The organism is Massilia sp. CFBP9026, assembly GCF_034045165.1.
GTDB classification, from domain to species: domain Bacteria; phylum Pseudomonadota; class Gammaproteobacteria; order Burkholderiales; family Burkholderiaceae_D; genus Telluria; species Telluria arenae.
The window spans coordinates 1-13,769 of record NZ_JAXCWH010000019.1 but is presented as its reverse complement, the minus strand read 5'-3'; the positions used below and the strand labels follow the sequence as shown (position 1 = coordinate 13,769).

13 protein-coding genes, 1 rRNA gene and 1 riboswitch are annotated in these 13,769 nt (G+C 66.9%); of the genes, 13 read left to right on the top strand and 1 reads right to left on the bottom strand.

Features of this window, described 5'->3' with window-relative positions:
- Positions 1-332: 332 nt before the first annotated feature.
- From cobT to SOM28_RS26090, 13 genes are all read left to right on the top strand, one after another.
- Positions 333-1,364 (top strand): nicotinate-nucleotide--dimethylbenzimidazole phosphoribosyltransferase, encoded by a 1,032-nt coding sequence (gene cobT, locus SOM28_RS26150; protein ID WP_320469946.1) that lies wholly within the window; start codon positions 333-335, stop codon positions 1,362-1,364.
- Positions 1,361-2,143 carry an adenosylcobinamide-GDP ribazoletransferase gene (locus SOM28_RS26145; protein ID WP_123071808.1) on the top strand — a complete coding sequence of 261 codons (783 nt, stop codon included), beginning with the start codon at positions 1,361-1,363 and terminating at the stop codon, positions 2,141-2,143. The genes cobT and SOM28_RS26145 overlap by 4 nt, the downstream gene beginning before the upstream one ends.
- The gene (locus tag SOM28_RS26140) at positions 2,143-2,685 is read left to right on the top strand and encodes a histidine phosphatase family protein (protein WP_320469945.1); all 543 of its coding nucleotides are present in this window, start codon (positions 2,143-2,145) and stop codon (positions 2,683-2,685) included. Before SOM28_RS26145 ends, SOM28_RS26140 begins: the two co-directional genes overlap by 1 nt.
- A gap of 7 nt (positions 2,686-2,692) precedes the next feature.
- A riboswitch (cobalamin riboswitch) is annotated at positions 2,693-2,923 on the top strand.
- 65 nt (positions 2,924-2,988) lie between these two features.
- The gene (locus tag SOM28_RS26135; RefSeq protein WP_320469944.1) at positions 2,989-4,842 is read left to right on the top strand and encodes a TonB-dependent receptor domain-containing protein; all 1,854 of its coding nucleotides are present in this window, start codon (positions 2,989-2,991) and stop codon (positions 4,840-4,842) included.
- A 61-nt stretch (positions 4,843-4,903) separates the two neighbouring features.
- Complete coding sequence (locus SOM28_RS26130) at positions 4,904-5,926, top strand: FecCD family ABC transporter permease (RefSeq protein ID WP_320469943.1); 1,023 nt, start codon at positions 4,904-4,906, stop codon at positions 5,924-5,926.
- Complete coding sequence (locus SOM28_RS26125; RefSeq protein WP_320469942.1) at positions 5,923-6,702, top strand: ABC transporter ATP-binding protein; 780 nt, start codon at positions 5,923-5,925, stop codon at positions 6,700-6,702. The genes SOM28_RS26130 and SOM28_RS26125 overlap by 4 nt, the downstream gene beginning before the upstream one ends.
- Positions 6,699-7,325, top strand: a complete 627-nt coding sequence (cobO, locus tag SOM28_RS26120) for a cob(I)yrinic acid a,c-diamide adenosyltransferase (protein WP_123071803.1) — start codon at positions 6,699-6,701, stop codon at positions 7,323-7,325. The genes SOM28_RS26125 and cobO overlap by 4 nt, the downstream gene beginning before the upstream one ends.
- On the top strand, positions 7,319-8,611 hold the full coding sequence (locus tag SOM28_RS26115) for a cobyrinic acid a,c-diamide synthase CobB (RefSeq protein WP_123071802.1): 1,293 nt from the start codon (positions 7,319-7,321) through the stop codon (positions 8,609-8,611). The genes cobO and SOM28_RS26115 overlap by 7 nt, the downstream gene beginning before the upstream one ends.
- Positions 8,608-9,168 (top strand): bifunctional adenosylcobinamide kinase/adenosylcobinamide-phosphate guanylyltransferase, encoded by a 561-nt coding sequence (cobU, locus tag SOM28_RS26110; RefSeq protein WP_123071801.1) that lies wholly within the window; start codon positions 8,608-8,610, stop codon positions 9,166-9,168. The genes SOM28_RS26115 and cobU overlap by 4 nt, the downstream gene beginning before the upstream one ends.
- Entirely contained in the window at positions 9,162-10,094 is a 933-nt protein-coding gene (gene cbiB, locus SOM28_RS26105; RefSeq protein WP_123071800.1) for an adenosylcobinamide-phosphate synthase CbiB, read from the top strand. Before cobU ends, cbiB begins: the two co-directional genes overlap by 7 nt.
- Entirely contained in the window at positions 10,087-11,067 is a 981-nt protein-coding gene (gene cobD / locus SOM28_RS26100) for a threonine-phosphate decarboxylase CobD (RefSeq protein ID WP_320469941.1), read from the top strand. Before cbiB ends, cobD begins: the two co-directional genes overlap by 8 nt.
- Positions 11,064-11,945, top strand: a complete 882-nt coding sequence (locus SOM28_RS26095; protein ID WP_320469940.1) for a cobalamin-binding protein — start codon at positions 11,064-11,066, stop codon at positions 11,943-11,945. Before cobD ends, SOM28_RS26095 begins: the two co-directional genes overlap by 4 nt.
- Positions 11,942-13,402 (top strand): cobyric acid synthase, encoded by a 1,461-nt coding sequence (locus SOM28_RS26090; protein ID WP_320469939.1) that lies wholly within the window; start codon positions 11,942-11,944, stop codon positions 13,400-13,402. Before SOM28_RS26095 ends, SOM28_RS26090 begins: the two co-directional genes overlap by 4 nt.
- Positions 13,403-13,516: 114 nt before the next feature.
- On the opposite strand, the gene rrf is transcribed toward SOM28_RS26090, so the two are convergent.
- Positions 13,517-13,629 (bottom strand): 5S ribosomal RNA (gene rrf, locus SOM28_RS26085).
- Positions 13,630-13,769 lie beyond the last annotated feature (140 nt).

Below are 13,769 nucleotides of genomic sequence, written 5' to 3'. Positions count from 1 at the left end.
TGAACATTTGATAATTTAAGTAATCAAGAACCGAAGTTCCTGGCACCTTCATCAAACGCCCACACTTATCGACTGTTAATTTTTAAAGATCAGAATTCGGTACTGCTTTCTGCATTTTGCTTCGAAGCGTTGTGTTCATCAGCAGCAGAGAGGCGAGATTATCAGGTGTTTCGCGATTTTCGTCAACCTCTTTTTTCTCTTCGTTTTCGCTACCGTGAGGTGGCGTCTGCGTCGAGGAGCGAGACTATAGCAAGCCGAAGGCCGGCTTGCAAGGTTTACGATTGTGATATCTTAGCCGCCGCATTCAGCGACCTTCTCTTACATACCCTTATATGATTCCTACGATCGTCCCTATCGCCGACGCCGCCCTCTCCCAGTCCCTGGCGGACGCCATCAATAACAAGACCAAACCGCTCGGTAGCCTGGGACGACTGGAATCGCTCGCCGCCCAGCTGGGCCTGATCCAGCGCTCGACCAAGGTCAGCATCGACCAGCCCGCGATCCTGGTATTCGCCGCCGACCACGGCGTCGTGGCCGAAGGCATCTCTGCTTTCCCGCAAGACGTCACCTGGCAGATGGTCGAGAACTTCCTGGGCAACGGCGCCGCCATCAATGTGTTCGCGCGCCAGAACGGCTGCGCGCTGCACGTGGTCGACGCCGGTGTGAACCACGATTTCGGTGACCGCGCGGGCCTCGTGCATCGCAAGGTCGCCAACGGCACCCGCAACTTCGCGATCGAACCCGCCATGACGGCGCAGGAATGCGCGACCGCGCTCGAACACGGCATGGCCCTGGCGCGCGACCTGCCCGGCACCGTGGTCGGCTTCGGCGAGATGGGCATCGGTAATACGACGTCCGCCGCGGCCCTCATGCACACGCTGACCGGGCAGCCGCTGGCACGCTGCGTCGGCGCCGGCACCGGCCTCACGCCGGACGGCATCCGCCACAAGGCCGACGTCGTCGCGGCCAGCGTGGCCCGTCACGCCCAAGCCGTGCAGCCGCTCGAGGTGCTGGCCACCTTCGGCGGCTTCGAGATCGCGATGATGGCCGGCGCCATGCTCAAGGCAGCCGAGCTGCGCAAGGTGCTGCTGATCGACGGCTTCATCGTCACCAGCGCGCTGCTGGTCGCCGCGCGCCTGCAGCCGAACATCCTCGACTACTGCGTGTTCTCGCACTGCTCGGGCGAGCATGGCCACACCCTGCTGCTCGAGGAGCTCGGCGCCCGCCCGCTGCTCGACCTCGGCCTGCGCCTGGGCGAAGGCACCGGCAGCGCGCTCGCCGTGCCCCTGCTGCATGCCGCCGCCAACTTCCTGAACGAGATGGCCACCTTCGCCTCGGCGCAAGTCAGCGAACGCTCGGCATGACGCACCAGCTGCGCCTGTTCTTCATTGCGCTGCAGTTCTTCACGCGGCTGCCGATTCCGCGCTGGGTGGGCTTCGAGCCGGCCTGGCTGAACCACGCGTCGCGCTACTTCCCGCTGGTAGGCGTGGTGGTGGGCGCCATCGGCGCGTCCGTCTACCTGGTGGCCGCGCAGTGGTTGCCGGCGGCGGTGGCGGCCGTGCTGTCCACCGCAGCCACCATCTACCTCACCGGCGCGTTCCATGAAGACGGCTTCGCCGACACCTGCGATGGCCTGGGCGGCGGCATGACGAAGGAACGCGCGCTCGAGATCATGAAGGATTCACGCGTCGGCGCCTACGGCGCGATCGGCATCGTGTGCATGCTCGGCGCAAAGCTGGCCGCGCTTGCCAGCCTGCCGCCAGCCAGCGCCATCGGCGCCCTGCTGCTGGCCCATCCGCTCTCGCGACTGGCCGCCACGTCCCTGATCTGGCAGATGGAGTACGCCCGCGCCGAGGGCAAGGCCAAGCCGCTGGCGGTGCGCATGAGCGACCGGGAATTCGGCATCGCCGCGCTCACCGTGCTCGTGCCCGCGCTCGCGCTGCTGGCCTTCGGCTTGCTCGACCTGGCCGCAATCGTCGCCTCGGTGCTGGCAGCCATGCTGGCCACGCGCTGGCTGGCGCGCAAGTTCACGCGCCGGCTGGGCGGCTATACGGGCGATTGCCTCGGCGCCGTGCAGCAGCTGGCCGAAGTAGCCATCTATATTGCGGTGCTCGCCACGCTCGGACGCGGCGCGCTGGCCTGATGCGTATTTACCTGGTGCGCCACCCACGGCCCGAGGTGCCGGCCGGGCACTGCTACGGCCGCAGCGACCTCGCGGCGAACGAAGCCGACGTCGAACGGGTGCTGGCCTCATTGGCGAACCAGGGACTGCCCGGCGCGATGCCGGTCTACGCCAGTCCACTCGCGCGCAGCGCGGTCCTGGCGCAGCGGCTCTCGCCAGCGCCAGCCTTCGACGCGCGCCTGGCCGAAATGGACTTCGGCGCCTGGGAAATGCGCAGCTGGGACGACATCCCCCGCAGCGAGATCGATGCCTGGAGCGCCGACCTGCTGCACTACCGTCCCGGCGGCGGTGAAAGCGTGATGGACGTGGCCGCACGCGTGGCCGGTTTCGATGCCGACATCCGGCGCGAAGGACATGCGCAGGCCCTCATCGTCTGCCACGCCGGCACCATGCGCCTCATGCACTCGCTGCACCTCGGCGGCACGCTGGCCGATGCCGCGCTGCGCGCCGCGCAGGCGGCACACCGGATTGACTACGGCGAAGTGATGATGCTGGAAACCTGACAAGACCTTATAATGAGCGCGTTTTGGTGCTCGCGCCTGCGTTCGCAGTCGCAGTTAAACGGGAAACACGAGCCCCATCAAGGGCCAACGTGTGCTGCCCCCGCAACGGTAAGCAAGTGCCGCATGCTCTCCCCGAGCCATGCGGCAAACCGTCTCCTCATACCACTGTGCGCATGCATGGGAAGGTCGGACGGCCATACTTGTCAGCCCGGATACCGGCCAAAAGGTGGCGTCGCCTCGCGCGATGCCGTTCAATCTGGCCTACGGGGACGTCGGCTGGTTGCCTTTGATAAGAAACAGTTCATGAATTTCCCAGTAACCCGGCAAGCAGCCGCGGTCTCGCTCGCCCTCGCCGTCATCTCGTCCGCCGCCGTCGCTGACGTTCCTTCACCTGACGCCATCCCCACCGCCGATACCGTCGTCGTCACCGCGACCCGCAGCGCGCAGCGCGCCGCCGACGTCATCGCCGACACCACCGTCATCGATGCCGAGGAAATCGCGCGCTCGGGCGCCGGTTCGGTGGCCGACATCCTGCGCCGCCAGCGCGGCATCGAGATCTCGCGCAACGGCGCGGCCGGCACCACCACCAGCGTCTTCATCCGCGGCGCCAACGCCAACCAGTCCGTGGTCCTGGTCGACGGCGTGCGCTTCGGTTCGGCGACCACCGGCACCGCCAGCTGGAACGCCATCCCGCTGGGCGCCATCGACCGCATCGAGATCGTCTACGGTCCGCTCAGCACCCTGTACGGCGCCGACGCCATCGGCGGCGTGATCCAGATCTTCACCCGCAAGGGCGAAGGTGCTCCAGTCGTCACTGGCTCGGTGGGCGTGGGCAGCAACGCCACGCGCCAGGCCGACGCTGGCATCTACGGCAGCAGCGGCGGCCCGAACGCGATCAGCTACGCCTTCGGCGCCGGCTACGAGGATTCGGACGGCTTCTCGTCCACCCGCCCGGGCGCGTCGGGCTACAACCCGGACGAAGACGGCTACCGCCGCCGCAACGCCAACGGCCGCGTGACGATGGCGCTCGCGCCGGGCCACGAGATCGGCGCCCAGTTCCTGGTCAGCCGCCTGTTCAGCCAGTACGACAGCGGCACCGCCAACTATGACGTCCACAGCGATAACGACCTGAACACCGCCGCGGTCTTCATCCGCAACCAGATCCTGCCGAACTGGCATAGCACGCTGCAGTACGCGCGCTCGGAAGACAAGTCGGGCAACTTCACCAACGCGACGCCATCCGGCGCCAGCCAGATCGATACCCAGCAGGACGAGTTCAGCTGGCAGAACGACATCGCCATCGGCCGCGACACGCTGCAACTGCTGTACACGCACCGCAAGGAAGAAGTGCCGTCGATGCGGCGCTCGCGCATCACCAACTCGTATGCGGCCGCCTACTCGGCCAAGCGCGGCCCTCACCTGGTCGACGTCAGCGCGCGCCACGACCGCTCGGTCTACGGCAGCAAGAACACCGGCGCCGCCGGCTATGGCTATGACTTCGGCAACGGCCTGCGCGCCACCACCAGCGTCGGCACCAGCTTCCGCGCCCCGACCTTCAACGAGCTGTACTTCCCCGGCTACGGCCTGGAAACCAACAAGCCCGAAAAAGGCCGCAACCGCGAAGTGGGCCTGCGCTACGACGGCAACGGCTACCAGCTGGACGCGACCTACTTCCACAACCGCCTGACCGACATGATCGTGTCGAGCACCCCATGCCCGGATGGCGCCAACAAAAGCTGCGCCTACAACGTCAACGAAGGCCTGCTCGAGGGCTTCTCGCTGGCCGGCAGCACCCGCCTGATGGGCGTCGACCTGCGCGCCAGCCTCGATTGGCAGGATCCGCGCGACGAGACCACCGGCAAGCAACTGGCGCGCCGTGCGAAGAAGCACGCCAACTTCGGCGCTGACTACACGATCGGCACGCTCAAGACCGGCCTTGAACTGACCGTGTCTGGCGAGCGCTTCGACGATGCTGCCAACAACCGCCGCCTCGGCGGCTATGGGCTGCTGAACCTGCACACGACCTGGCAGTTCACGCCCGACTGGTCGCTGCTGATGCGCCTGGATAACGTCGCCGACAAGCAGTACGAGATCGCGCGCAACTACGGCACCAGCGGCCGCACCTGGTTTGCGGCCCTGCGCTACGGCATCCGTTAAGCTATAACCCCCTGCCCGCGGCAACCAGGCCGCGGGCATCCGATCAATCGACAGGGCCAGCATGCAAGCATCCGTCCCGCCGCTACGCCAGCGCGCCACACTCATCGTTGGCGCCATGCTGGCGTTTTCCATTGCCACCCTGCTGTTCGCGGGCATGACCGGATCGATCCGGGTGCCGCTCGACGAGATTCCCGACGCCCTGCGCCAGCTCGCCAGCGGCCAGCCCGATTCGCTCTCCGCCTCCCTGCTCGAACTGCGCGCCAGCCGCGCGCTGGTGGCGTTCGCGACCGGCGGCGCGCTGGCCCTGGCCGGCCTCATGATGCAGGCGCTGTTGCGCAACCCCCTGGCCGACCCGTATGTGCTGGGCGTCTCGTCCGGCGCCTCGGTCGGCGCCCTGCTGGCGCTGCTCCTGATGGCCTCCACGCTGATGGTCGATGCCGCCGCGCTGGCCGGCGCCATCGGCGTGGCCATGCTGCTCTACCTGCTGGCGCGGCGCGACCTGCGCAGCGGCCAGGCAGCCGAGGGCGGCGCCTCGATGCTGCTGCTGACCGGCGTGATCGTCTCGGCCCTGTGCGGCTCGGTGGTCACCCTGATGCTGTCGATCGCGCCCGAGGGACGCCTGCGCAGCATGATTTTCTGGCTGATCGGCGACCTGGCCGGCGCGCCGCTGCGCCTGCTGCCCTGGATGGTGCTGGCCGGTTGCCTGCTGTTCGCCATGCGCAATGCGCGCGCCATGAATATGGTCGCGCTGCACGCCGAAAACGCGGTGACGCTGGGCGTGCGCGTCGGCGCACTGCGCAAGGGCCTGTTCTTTATCTCTGCCCTGCTCACCGCGAGCGCGGTCACCAGCGCCGGCTCGATCGGCTTCGTCGGCCTGATCGTGCCGCATGCCTGCCGCTTCGCCTTCGGGCCCGACCACCGGGTGCTGATCCCGGCCGTGGTGCTGGCCGGCGGCGCCTTCCTGGTGCTGTGCGATACGCTGGCGCGCACCATCATCGCGCCGCAGCAGTTGCCGGTCGGCGCCATCACGGCGATGATCGGCGCGCCGGTCTTCCTCTACCAGTTACACCGCCTGCGCAAATGAACTCGATCTCCACCCACGACCTGCTGCTGTCCATCGGCCAGCGCACCCTGGTGCGGGGCCTGGACTGGACCGCGCGCGCCGGCGAATGCTGGAGCATCATCGGCCGCAACGGCGCCGGCAAGAGCACCTTGCTACGCACCCTGGCCGGGCTGCAGCAGCCGAACGCCGGATCGGTCCACGTCAACGGTCGCCCCGTGGCGGACTGGCCGCTGACCGAACTGGCGCGCGAGCGCGCCTTCCTGGCCCAGTCGCGCCACGACGCGTTTGCCTATACGGTGCTGGAGAGCGTGCTGTCGGCGCGCCACCCCTACCACGCCAACCGCTACTGGGAGGGCAGCGACGACCATCAAGCCGCCCTGATGGCGCTGGCGTCGATGGAAGTTGACGACCTGGCCGCGCGCGACGTGCGCACCCTGTCCGGCGGCGAGCGCCAGCGCGTGGCGATCGCCGCCCTGCTGGCGCAGCAGACGCCGCTGCTGCTGCTCGACGAGCCGGCCAATGCGCTCGACCTGGCGCACCAGGTGAGCGTGATGGGCCTGCTGGCCCGCCTGTGCCGCGAGCAGAACCGCACCGTGGTCATGATCGGCCACGACCTGAACCTGGCCAGTCGCATTTCTACCCATGCACTACTACTGATGGGCGACGGCCGCTGGACGGCCGGCGCCAACGACCAGATCATGCGCCCCGCGCTGCTGGGCGACTATCTTGGCCATCCGATCGACATGATCGAACACGAAGGCCGCCGCATCTTCATCCCCAAGGAGGGTTCCGCATGACCGACATGACTCCAGAACAGACCGCCGCCCTGAACGACCGCCATCGCGCCCGCATGGAGCGCAAGAAGGCGGTCATCGACGCAAAAATCGCTTCGGCCGACAAGGAAATCGGCATCGTCATCGTCAATACCGGCAACGGCAAGGGCAAGAGCTCGAGCGCCTTCGGGATGGTGGCGCGCGCGCTCGGCCACGGCATGAAGGTGGGCGTGGTCCAGTTCATCAAGGGCGCCCTGTCGACCGGCGAAGAAACCTTCCTGCGCCGCTTTCCCGACGAAGTGAGCTTCCATGCGATGGGCGAAGGCTATACCTGGGAAACGCAGAACCGCGAGCGCGACATCGCCAAGGCCGAAGAAGCCTGGGCGCTGGCAAAGCAGTTCCTGTCCGATCCTGCGATCGGCATGGTGGTGCTGGATGAACTGAACATCGCCCTGAAATACAAATACCTCGACGTACACACCGTGATCGCCGACCTGCTCGACCGTCCGGTGATGCAGCACGTGGTGATCACCGGCCGCGGCGCGCCACCGGAACTGATCGCGGTGGCCGATACCGTCACCGAGATGAATGTGGTCAAGCACGCGTTCAAGGCGGGCATCGGGGCCCAGGCGGGGACCGAATGGTGACGGGCGCCCGTATTGCCCTGGTGGCGGCGATGTCGTCCGGCCAGGGCAAGACGACGGTGACGGCCGCGCTCGCGCGGCGGCTGGTCCGCATGGGCAAACGCGTGCGGGTATTCAAATGCGGCCCCGACTTCATCGACCCGATGCTGCTCGAACGCGCCTGCGGCGCGCCGGTCCACAACCTCGACCTGTGGATGGTGGGCGTCGATGCCTGCCGCCAGCGCCTGGCCGACGCCGCACATGAGGCGGACGCGATCCTGGTCGAGGGCGTGATGGGCCTGTACGACGGTTCTCCCTCGGCGGCGGACCTGTCGCGCGAGTTCGGCATCCCCGTACTGGCGGTGCTGGACGCGTCGGCGATGGCGCAGACGGCAGGCGCCGTGGCGCAGGGCCTGCGCGACTATGGCCCCGTCGAGATGGCCGGTGTGATCGCCAACCGTGTCGCCAGCAGCGGCCATGCCGCGATGGTGAAGGAATCGCTGCGCGACATTCCGCTGATCGGCACCCTGGCGCGCCAGGACGAGCCGCTGCCCGAGCGTCATCTGGGCCTGGTGGTGCCGGGCGAGGTCGAAGAGCTGGACCGCATCCTGGATGCGCTGGCCGACAGCATCGATTTCGATGAGGCGGCGTGGGATGCGCTGCCGGTTCTGTCGCCCTCCTCCGCGCTCCCGGCGCCGGTAGAGCCGCTGCTTGCGGGCCGCACGATCGCGATCGCGCGCGATCCATCCTTCGTGTTTGTCTATCCTGCCAACATCGACGTGCTCGAGCAGCTCGGTGCGCGCATCACGTATTTCGCGCCGCTGTCCGATGAAGCGGTGCCGGACGATGCCGATGCCGTGTATCTACCGGGCGGCTATCCCGAGCTGCACGGCGCGCAGTTGCAGGCCGCCCAGCGCTGGCGCGACTCGATCCGTGACGTACACGCGCGTGGCGTCCCGATCGTCGCCGAGTGCGGCGGCATGATGGCGCTTGCCGATGGCCTGACCGATAGCGAGGGGCGCCACTTCGAGATGGCCGGGCTGCTGGCCGGCGAAGTCAGGATGCAAAAGCGCCTGGGGGGACTCGGCATGCATGCGATGCCGACGCCGCAGGGCGATATCCGCGGCCATACCTTCCACTATTCATTGCTGGACTCCCCGGTGGCGCCGCAAGCCCATACCGTGAAGCAGAGGACCGGCACCCAAGGCGAAGCCGCCTATCGGGTCGGTTCGCTGTTCGCGTCCTACTTCCACGGCTACTTCCCATCCAATCCGCGCGCGGTGGCGGTCCTGTTCGGAGCGCAGCCGTGAGCGTGACCCTGGTCTTTGGCGGGGCGCGCTCGGGCAAGAGTGCCTACGCCGAACGCCTGGCGCGCGAATCGGGCAAGGAGATCGTCTACGTCGCTACTTCGCGCGCGGGCGACGGCGAGATGGCCACACGCATCGCCCACCACCGCGAGCGGCGCCCGCCCGAGTGGCTGACAGTCGAAGAAGAACTGGCGCTGGCGCAGACGCTGCGCGACTGGTGCGCACCGCAGCGCCTAGTGCTGGTCGACTGCCTGACGCTGTGGCTCAGCAACCTGATGTTCTGCGATGGCCGCGACTATCCCGAGGTCGGCGCGATCGACTTGCCGGCATGCTTTCACCAGGAGCGTGCGGCGCTGCTCGATCTGCTGGACGAAGGTCCCGCAGGCGACGTGATCCTGGTGTCGAATGAAGTGGGCATGGGCATCGTGCCCTGGGGCGCGATCTCGCGCAGCTTCGCCGATGAAGCCGGCCGCCTGAACCAGGCGGTGGCGGCGCGCGCAGATCGCGCGGTGCTGGTGGCGGCCGGCCTGCCACTTGTCCTGAAAGGTACACCGTGCTGATCGGACTGCCGCTCTCCACCATCGCGCTGCTGCTCGTCGCCGGCATCGCGCTCGACCTGCTGCTGGGCGAGACGCGGCGCTGGCATCCGCTGGTTGGATTCGGCAAGCTGGTCAACTTGATCGAGCGCAGCCTCAATCGTGGGCAGTCGCGCCTGGTGCGTGGAAGCCTCGCATGGGCGCTCGCCGTCCTGCCATTGAGCCTGCTGTTCCTGGCATTGACCGACCTCGCCGGCGTGTGGCTGCACGCGGCGCTGCTCTATTTTTGCATCGGCCTGCGCAGCCTGCGCGACCATACGCTGCCGATCTATTCCGCGCTGTGCGTCGGCGACCTGACGCAAGCGCGCGCACTTACCGCACGCATCGTCAGCCGCGACACGGAGAACGCCGACGAATCCGACCTGGCCAAGGCCAGCGCCGAGTCGCTCCTCGAGAACGGCAACGACGCGGTGTTCGGCACGCTGTTCTGGTTCGTCCTGCTGGGCGGGCCGGGCGCCGTGCTGTTCCGCCTGGCGAACACGCTCGATGCGATGTGGGGTTATCGCAGCGAACGCTTCAACCTGTTCGGCCGCTGCGCGGCGCGCATCGACGACGCATTGAACTACGTGCCCGCGCGCCTGACCGCGCTGTCGTACGTGCTGCTGGCGGGTAGCGGCCGCGCGCGCGCCTGGCAATGCTGGCGCACCCAGGCCCCGGCCTGGAGCAGCCCGAACGCGGGGCCGGTAATGGCCAGCGGCGCCGGCGCGCTCGGCGTGTCGCTGGGCGGCGCCGCCGTCTACGATGGCGAAGTCGAACAGCGTCCGCCGCTGGGTCTTGGGCCCGCCGCCTGCGCGGGCGACATCCTGCGCGCCTGGCGGCTGGTGCTGCGCACGACGTTGCTGTGGGCCGGCGTGGTCTGCCTGATGGCTGTCGGAGCTTCATATGCTTGAACACGGCGGAAACCTGCGCGACGCGGCGCGTCACTATGGCCGCGACGACTGGGTCGACCTGTCGACCGGCATCAACCCGCATGGCTATGCGGCGCCGGCGCCGTCGAGCGCCGCTTGGCATCGCCTGCCGGAGCCGGATCCTGAATTCCTTGCGGCGGCCTGCGCCTATTACGGCGCACCGCAACTGCTGCCGGTGGCCGGCACGCAGGCGGCGATCCAGGCGCTGCCGCGCCTGCGTCCACCTTCGCGCGTCGCGGTGTCGGCGCCCTCGTATGCGGAACACGCGTATCACTGGAACCTGCACGGCCACACGCGGCGGCTGGTGCCGTACACGGAACTGGAAGCGGCGGTCGACGACAGCGATGTCGTCGTGGTCGTCAATCCCAACAATCCCACCGGCGAGACCATCGCACCTGAACGCCTGCTCGACTGGGCGGCGCGGCTGCATGCGCGCGGTGGCTGGCTGGTGGTCGACGAAGCCTTCGGCGATACGGCGCCCGCGCTGAGCGTGGCGCCGCACGCGGCGCAGCCGGGGTTGATCGTACTGCGCTCGATCGGCAAGTTCTTCGGACTGGCGGGACTGCGGCTGGGATTCGTGGCGGCGCACGAGCGCGTGCTGGCGGAACTGGCCGACCTGCTCGGGCCGTGGGCCGTCAGCGGCCCTGCGCAGGAGATCGCGCTGCAGGCGCTTGCCGACACGCTCTGGCAGCAGGATACGCAAGAGCGCCTGGCGCAGGCCGGTGAACGGATGGTGCGGCTGCTGCGGGAGCACGGCATTGCCAGCAACGGCACGCCGCTGTTTCGCTGGTGGCCCGAGGCGCGGCCCGAAGCTTTTCATGAACACATGGCCGCGCGCGGCATCTGGTGCCGGCTGTTCCGCGACGCGGCGCGCGGCATCCGGGTCGGCCTGCCCGCCACCGAGGGTGAATGGCGGCGCTTCGAACAAGCACTTCACGAATGGAGCAAGCAATGAAGAAAACGATGCTGCTGGCCGGCCTGGTCGCAGCTGGCCTGACGGCCCATGCCGAGGCCGCGATCACGGTCAAGGATGATGCCGGACTGGCAGTCACCGTCGCCAAGCCGGCGCTGCGGGTGGTGTCGATGGCGCCCAGCGTCACCGAACTGCTGTTCGCTGCCGGCGGCGGGAACCAGATCGTCGGCGCGGTGAACTACAGCGACTATCCCGAAGCGGCCAAGCGCATACCGCGCATCGGCTCGAACCGAGAGATCGATATGGAGCTCCTGATCTCGCTGAAGCCGGACCTGATCGTGGCCTGGCGCCATAACAGTTCGGAGCGGCAGATCGAGATGGTGCGGCGCCTGGGCATTCCTGTATTCCAGAGCGACCCGCAGACACTGGACGGCATACCCGACGCCGTGCTTCGACTTGGCCAGCTATTGGGCACCGACGCTGCGGCAAAGGCGACCGCGACGCAGCTGCGCGAGCAGTTGGCCGGCCTGCGCGCGAAGTATGCGAATCGTTCCACGGTGCGCACCTTCTACCAGGTGTGGGACAAGCCCCTCTACACGCTGAGCGGAAAGCACATTCTCACCGATGCGATGAAGCTGTGCGGCGGCGAGAACATCTTCGACAAGCTGACGGTGACGGCGCCGATCGTTTCGATCGAGAGCGTGTTGCAAGCTAACCCCGAAGCGATCATCGCCACCGCCGAGAAGAACTATGGCGGCGTGGAATTGTGGAAGCCATATGGCACCCTGGCCGCGGTGCGCAGCAACAATCTGTTTACGCTGGACGGCCACCTGCTCAATCGCGCCGGGCCGCGCATGGTCCAGGGCACGGCCGCGATGTGCGAGGTGCTCGAGCAGGCGCGCCAGCGTCGGTCGAAATGAGCGGCTTCCCCTACCGGACCCTGATGGTGCAGGGCACGACGTCCGACGCCGGCAAGAGCACGGTAGTTGCGGCGCTGTGCCGCCTGCTCATGCGGCGCGGCATCCGGGTTGCGCCGTTCAAGCCGCAGAACATGGCGCTCAACAGCGCGGTGACGCGCGATGGCGGCGAGATCGGCCGCGCACAGGCGCTGCAGGCGATCGCCGCCGGCATCGAGCCGCACACAGACATGAATCCCGTGCTGCTCAAGCCGTCGAGCGACATCGGCGCCCAGGTCATCATCCATGGCCAGGTGCGGGCCGACATGAATGCGCGCGACTATCACCAGTACAAGCCGGTGGCGATGGGTGCGGTACTTGAATCGCATGCACGCCTCCTGGCGCAGTACGAGACGGTGATCGTGGAAGGCGCGGGCAGCCCGGCCGAGATCAATCTGCGCGATCGCGACATCGCCAATATGGGCTTTGCCGAGGCGGTGGATTGCCCGGTGATCCTGGTGGCCGACATCGATCGCGGCGGCGTGTTCGCGCACTTGGTCGGCACACTGTCCTGCCTGTCGCAGTCGGAACGCGATCGCGTCATCGGCTTCGTCATCAATCGCTTCCGCGGCGACATCAAGCTGCTCGAGCCGGGGCTGGAATGGCTCGAACGGCAGACCGGCAAGCCGGTGCTGGCGGTGCTGCCCTATCTGCATGGGCTGTTCCTCGATGCCGAGGATGCGGTGCAGGCAGCGCAGACGAACAAGGGCGCGTTTCGCGTTGTCGTTCCCAGCTTGCCGCGCATGAGCAATCACACCGATTTCGATGCGCTGCGCGCGCATCCGGACGTCGACCTGCGCTTCGTGCGGCAGGGCGAAGCGATTCCCGGCGCCGACCTGATTATTCTCCCAGGGAGCAAGAACACGCGCGGGGACCTGGCCTGGCTGGAAGCACAGGGCTGGCGTGAGCAGATTGCGCGTCATCTGCGTTATGGCGGCAAGGTGATCGGTGTATGTGGCGGATTCCAGATGCTGGGGCGGACGGTGAATGATCCACATGGCGTCGAAGGTGCGCCGGGTATGTCTGCGGGACTCGGATTGCTGGATGTCGAGACCGAACTTACGCGCGAAAAACGGCTGACCAGGGTGGACGGTGTGTGTGCGTTTGCTTCGCACGAAGTCGCCGGACGAGTCAGCGGCTATGAGATTCATATGGGTGTATCGCATGGCACTGCCATGGGGACGCCTGCTTTTTCGATCGACGGGCGCAGTGAAGGCGCGGTGTCAGTCGATGGCCAGATCCTGGGGACTTATCTGCACGGATTGTTCGATCATCCGGAGGCGTGTACCGCACTGCTGCAATGGGCTGGGTCGCGCAGCGAGCATGTCGTCGACACGGCGCAACTGCGTGATGCGAGTCTGGAACGGATCGCGGATTCTGTGGAGGGCTTGCTGGATCGGTTGATCGCAATGCGCGGATGAGCTGCGGTTGCTTGAACGCGTGGATGGCGAAGCCATCCACCCTACGATGTTACTTCAGCGCTACAAAGCAAAAACCCCACCAGGATCACCTGGTGGGGTTTTTCTATATAACTAGCCTGACGATAACCTACTTTCACACTGGTTGCAGCACTATCATCGGCGCAAAGTCGTTTCACGGTCCTGTTCGGGATGGGAAGGGGTGGGACCGACTTGCTATGGTCATCAGGCATGACTTGTACGAATGGCGTTGTTGAACGCGTGGACGGCATAGCCGTCCACCCTACGAAGTAGGCACTCTGAATCTGGAAGAAGTATTGTTGGGTTGTAGCTTGTATTCAAGCGAGTTGTACTCGTCACAACCTTGACT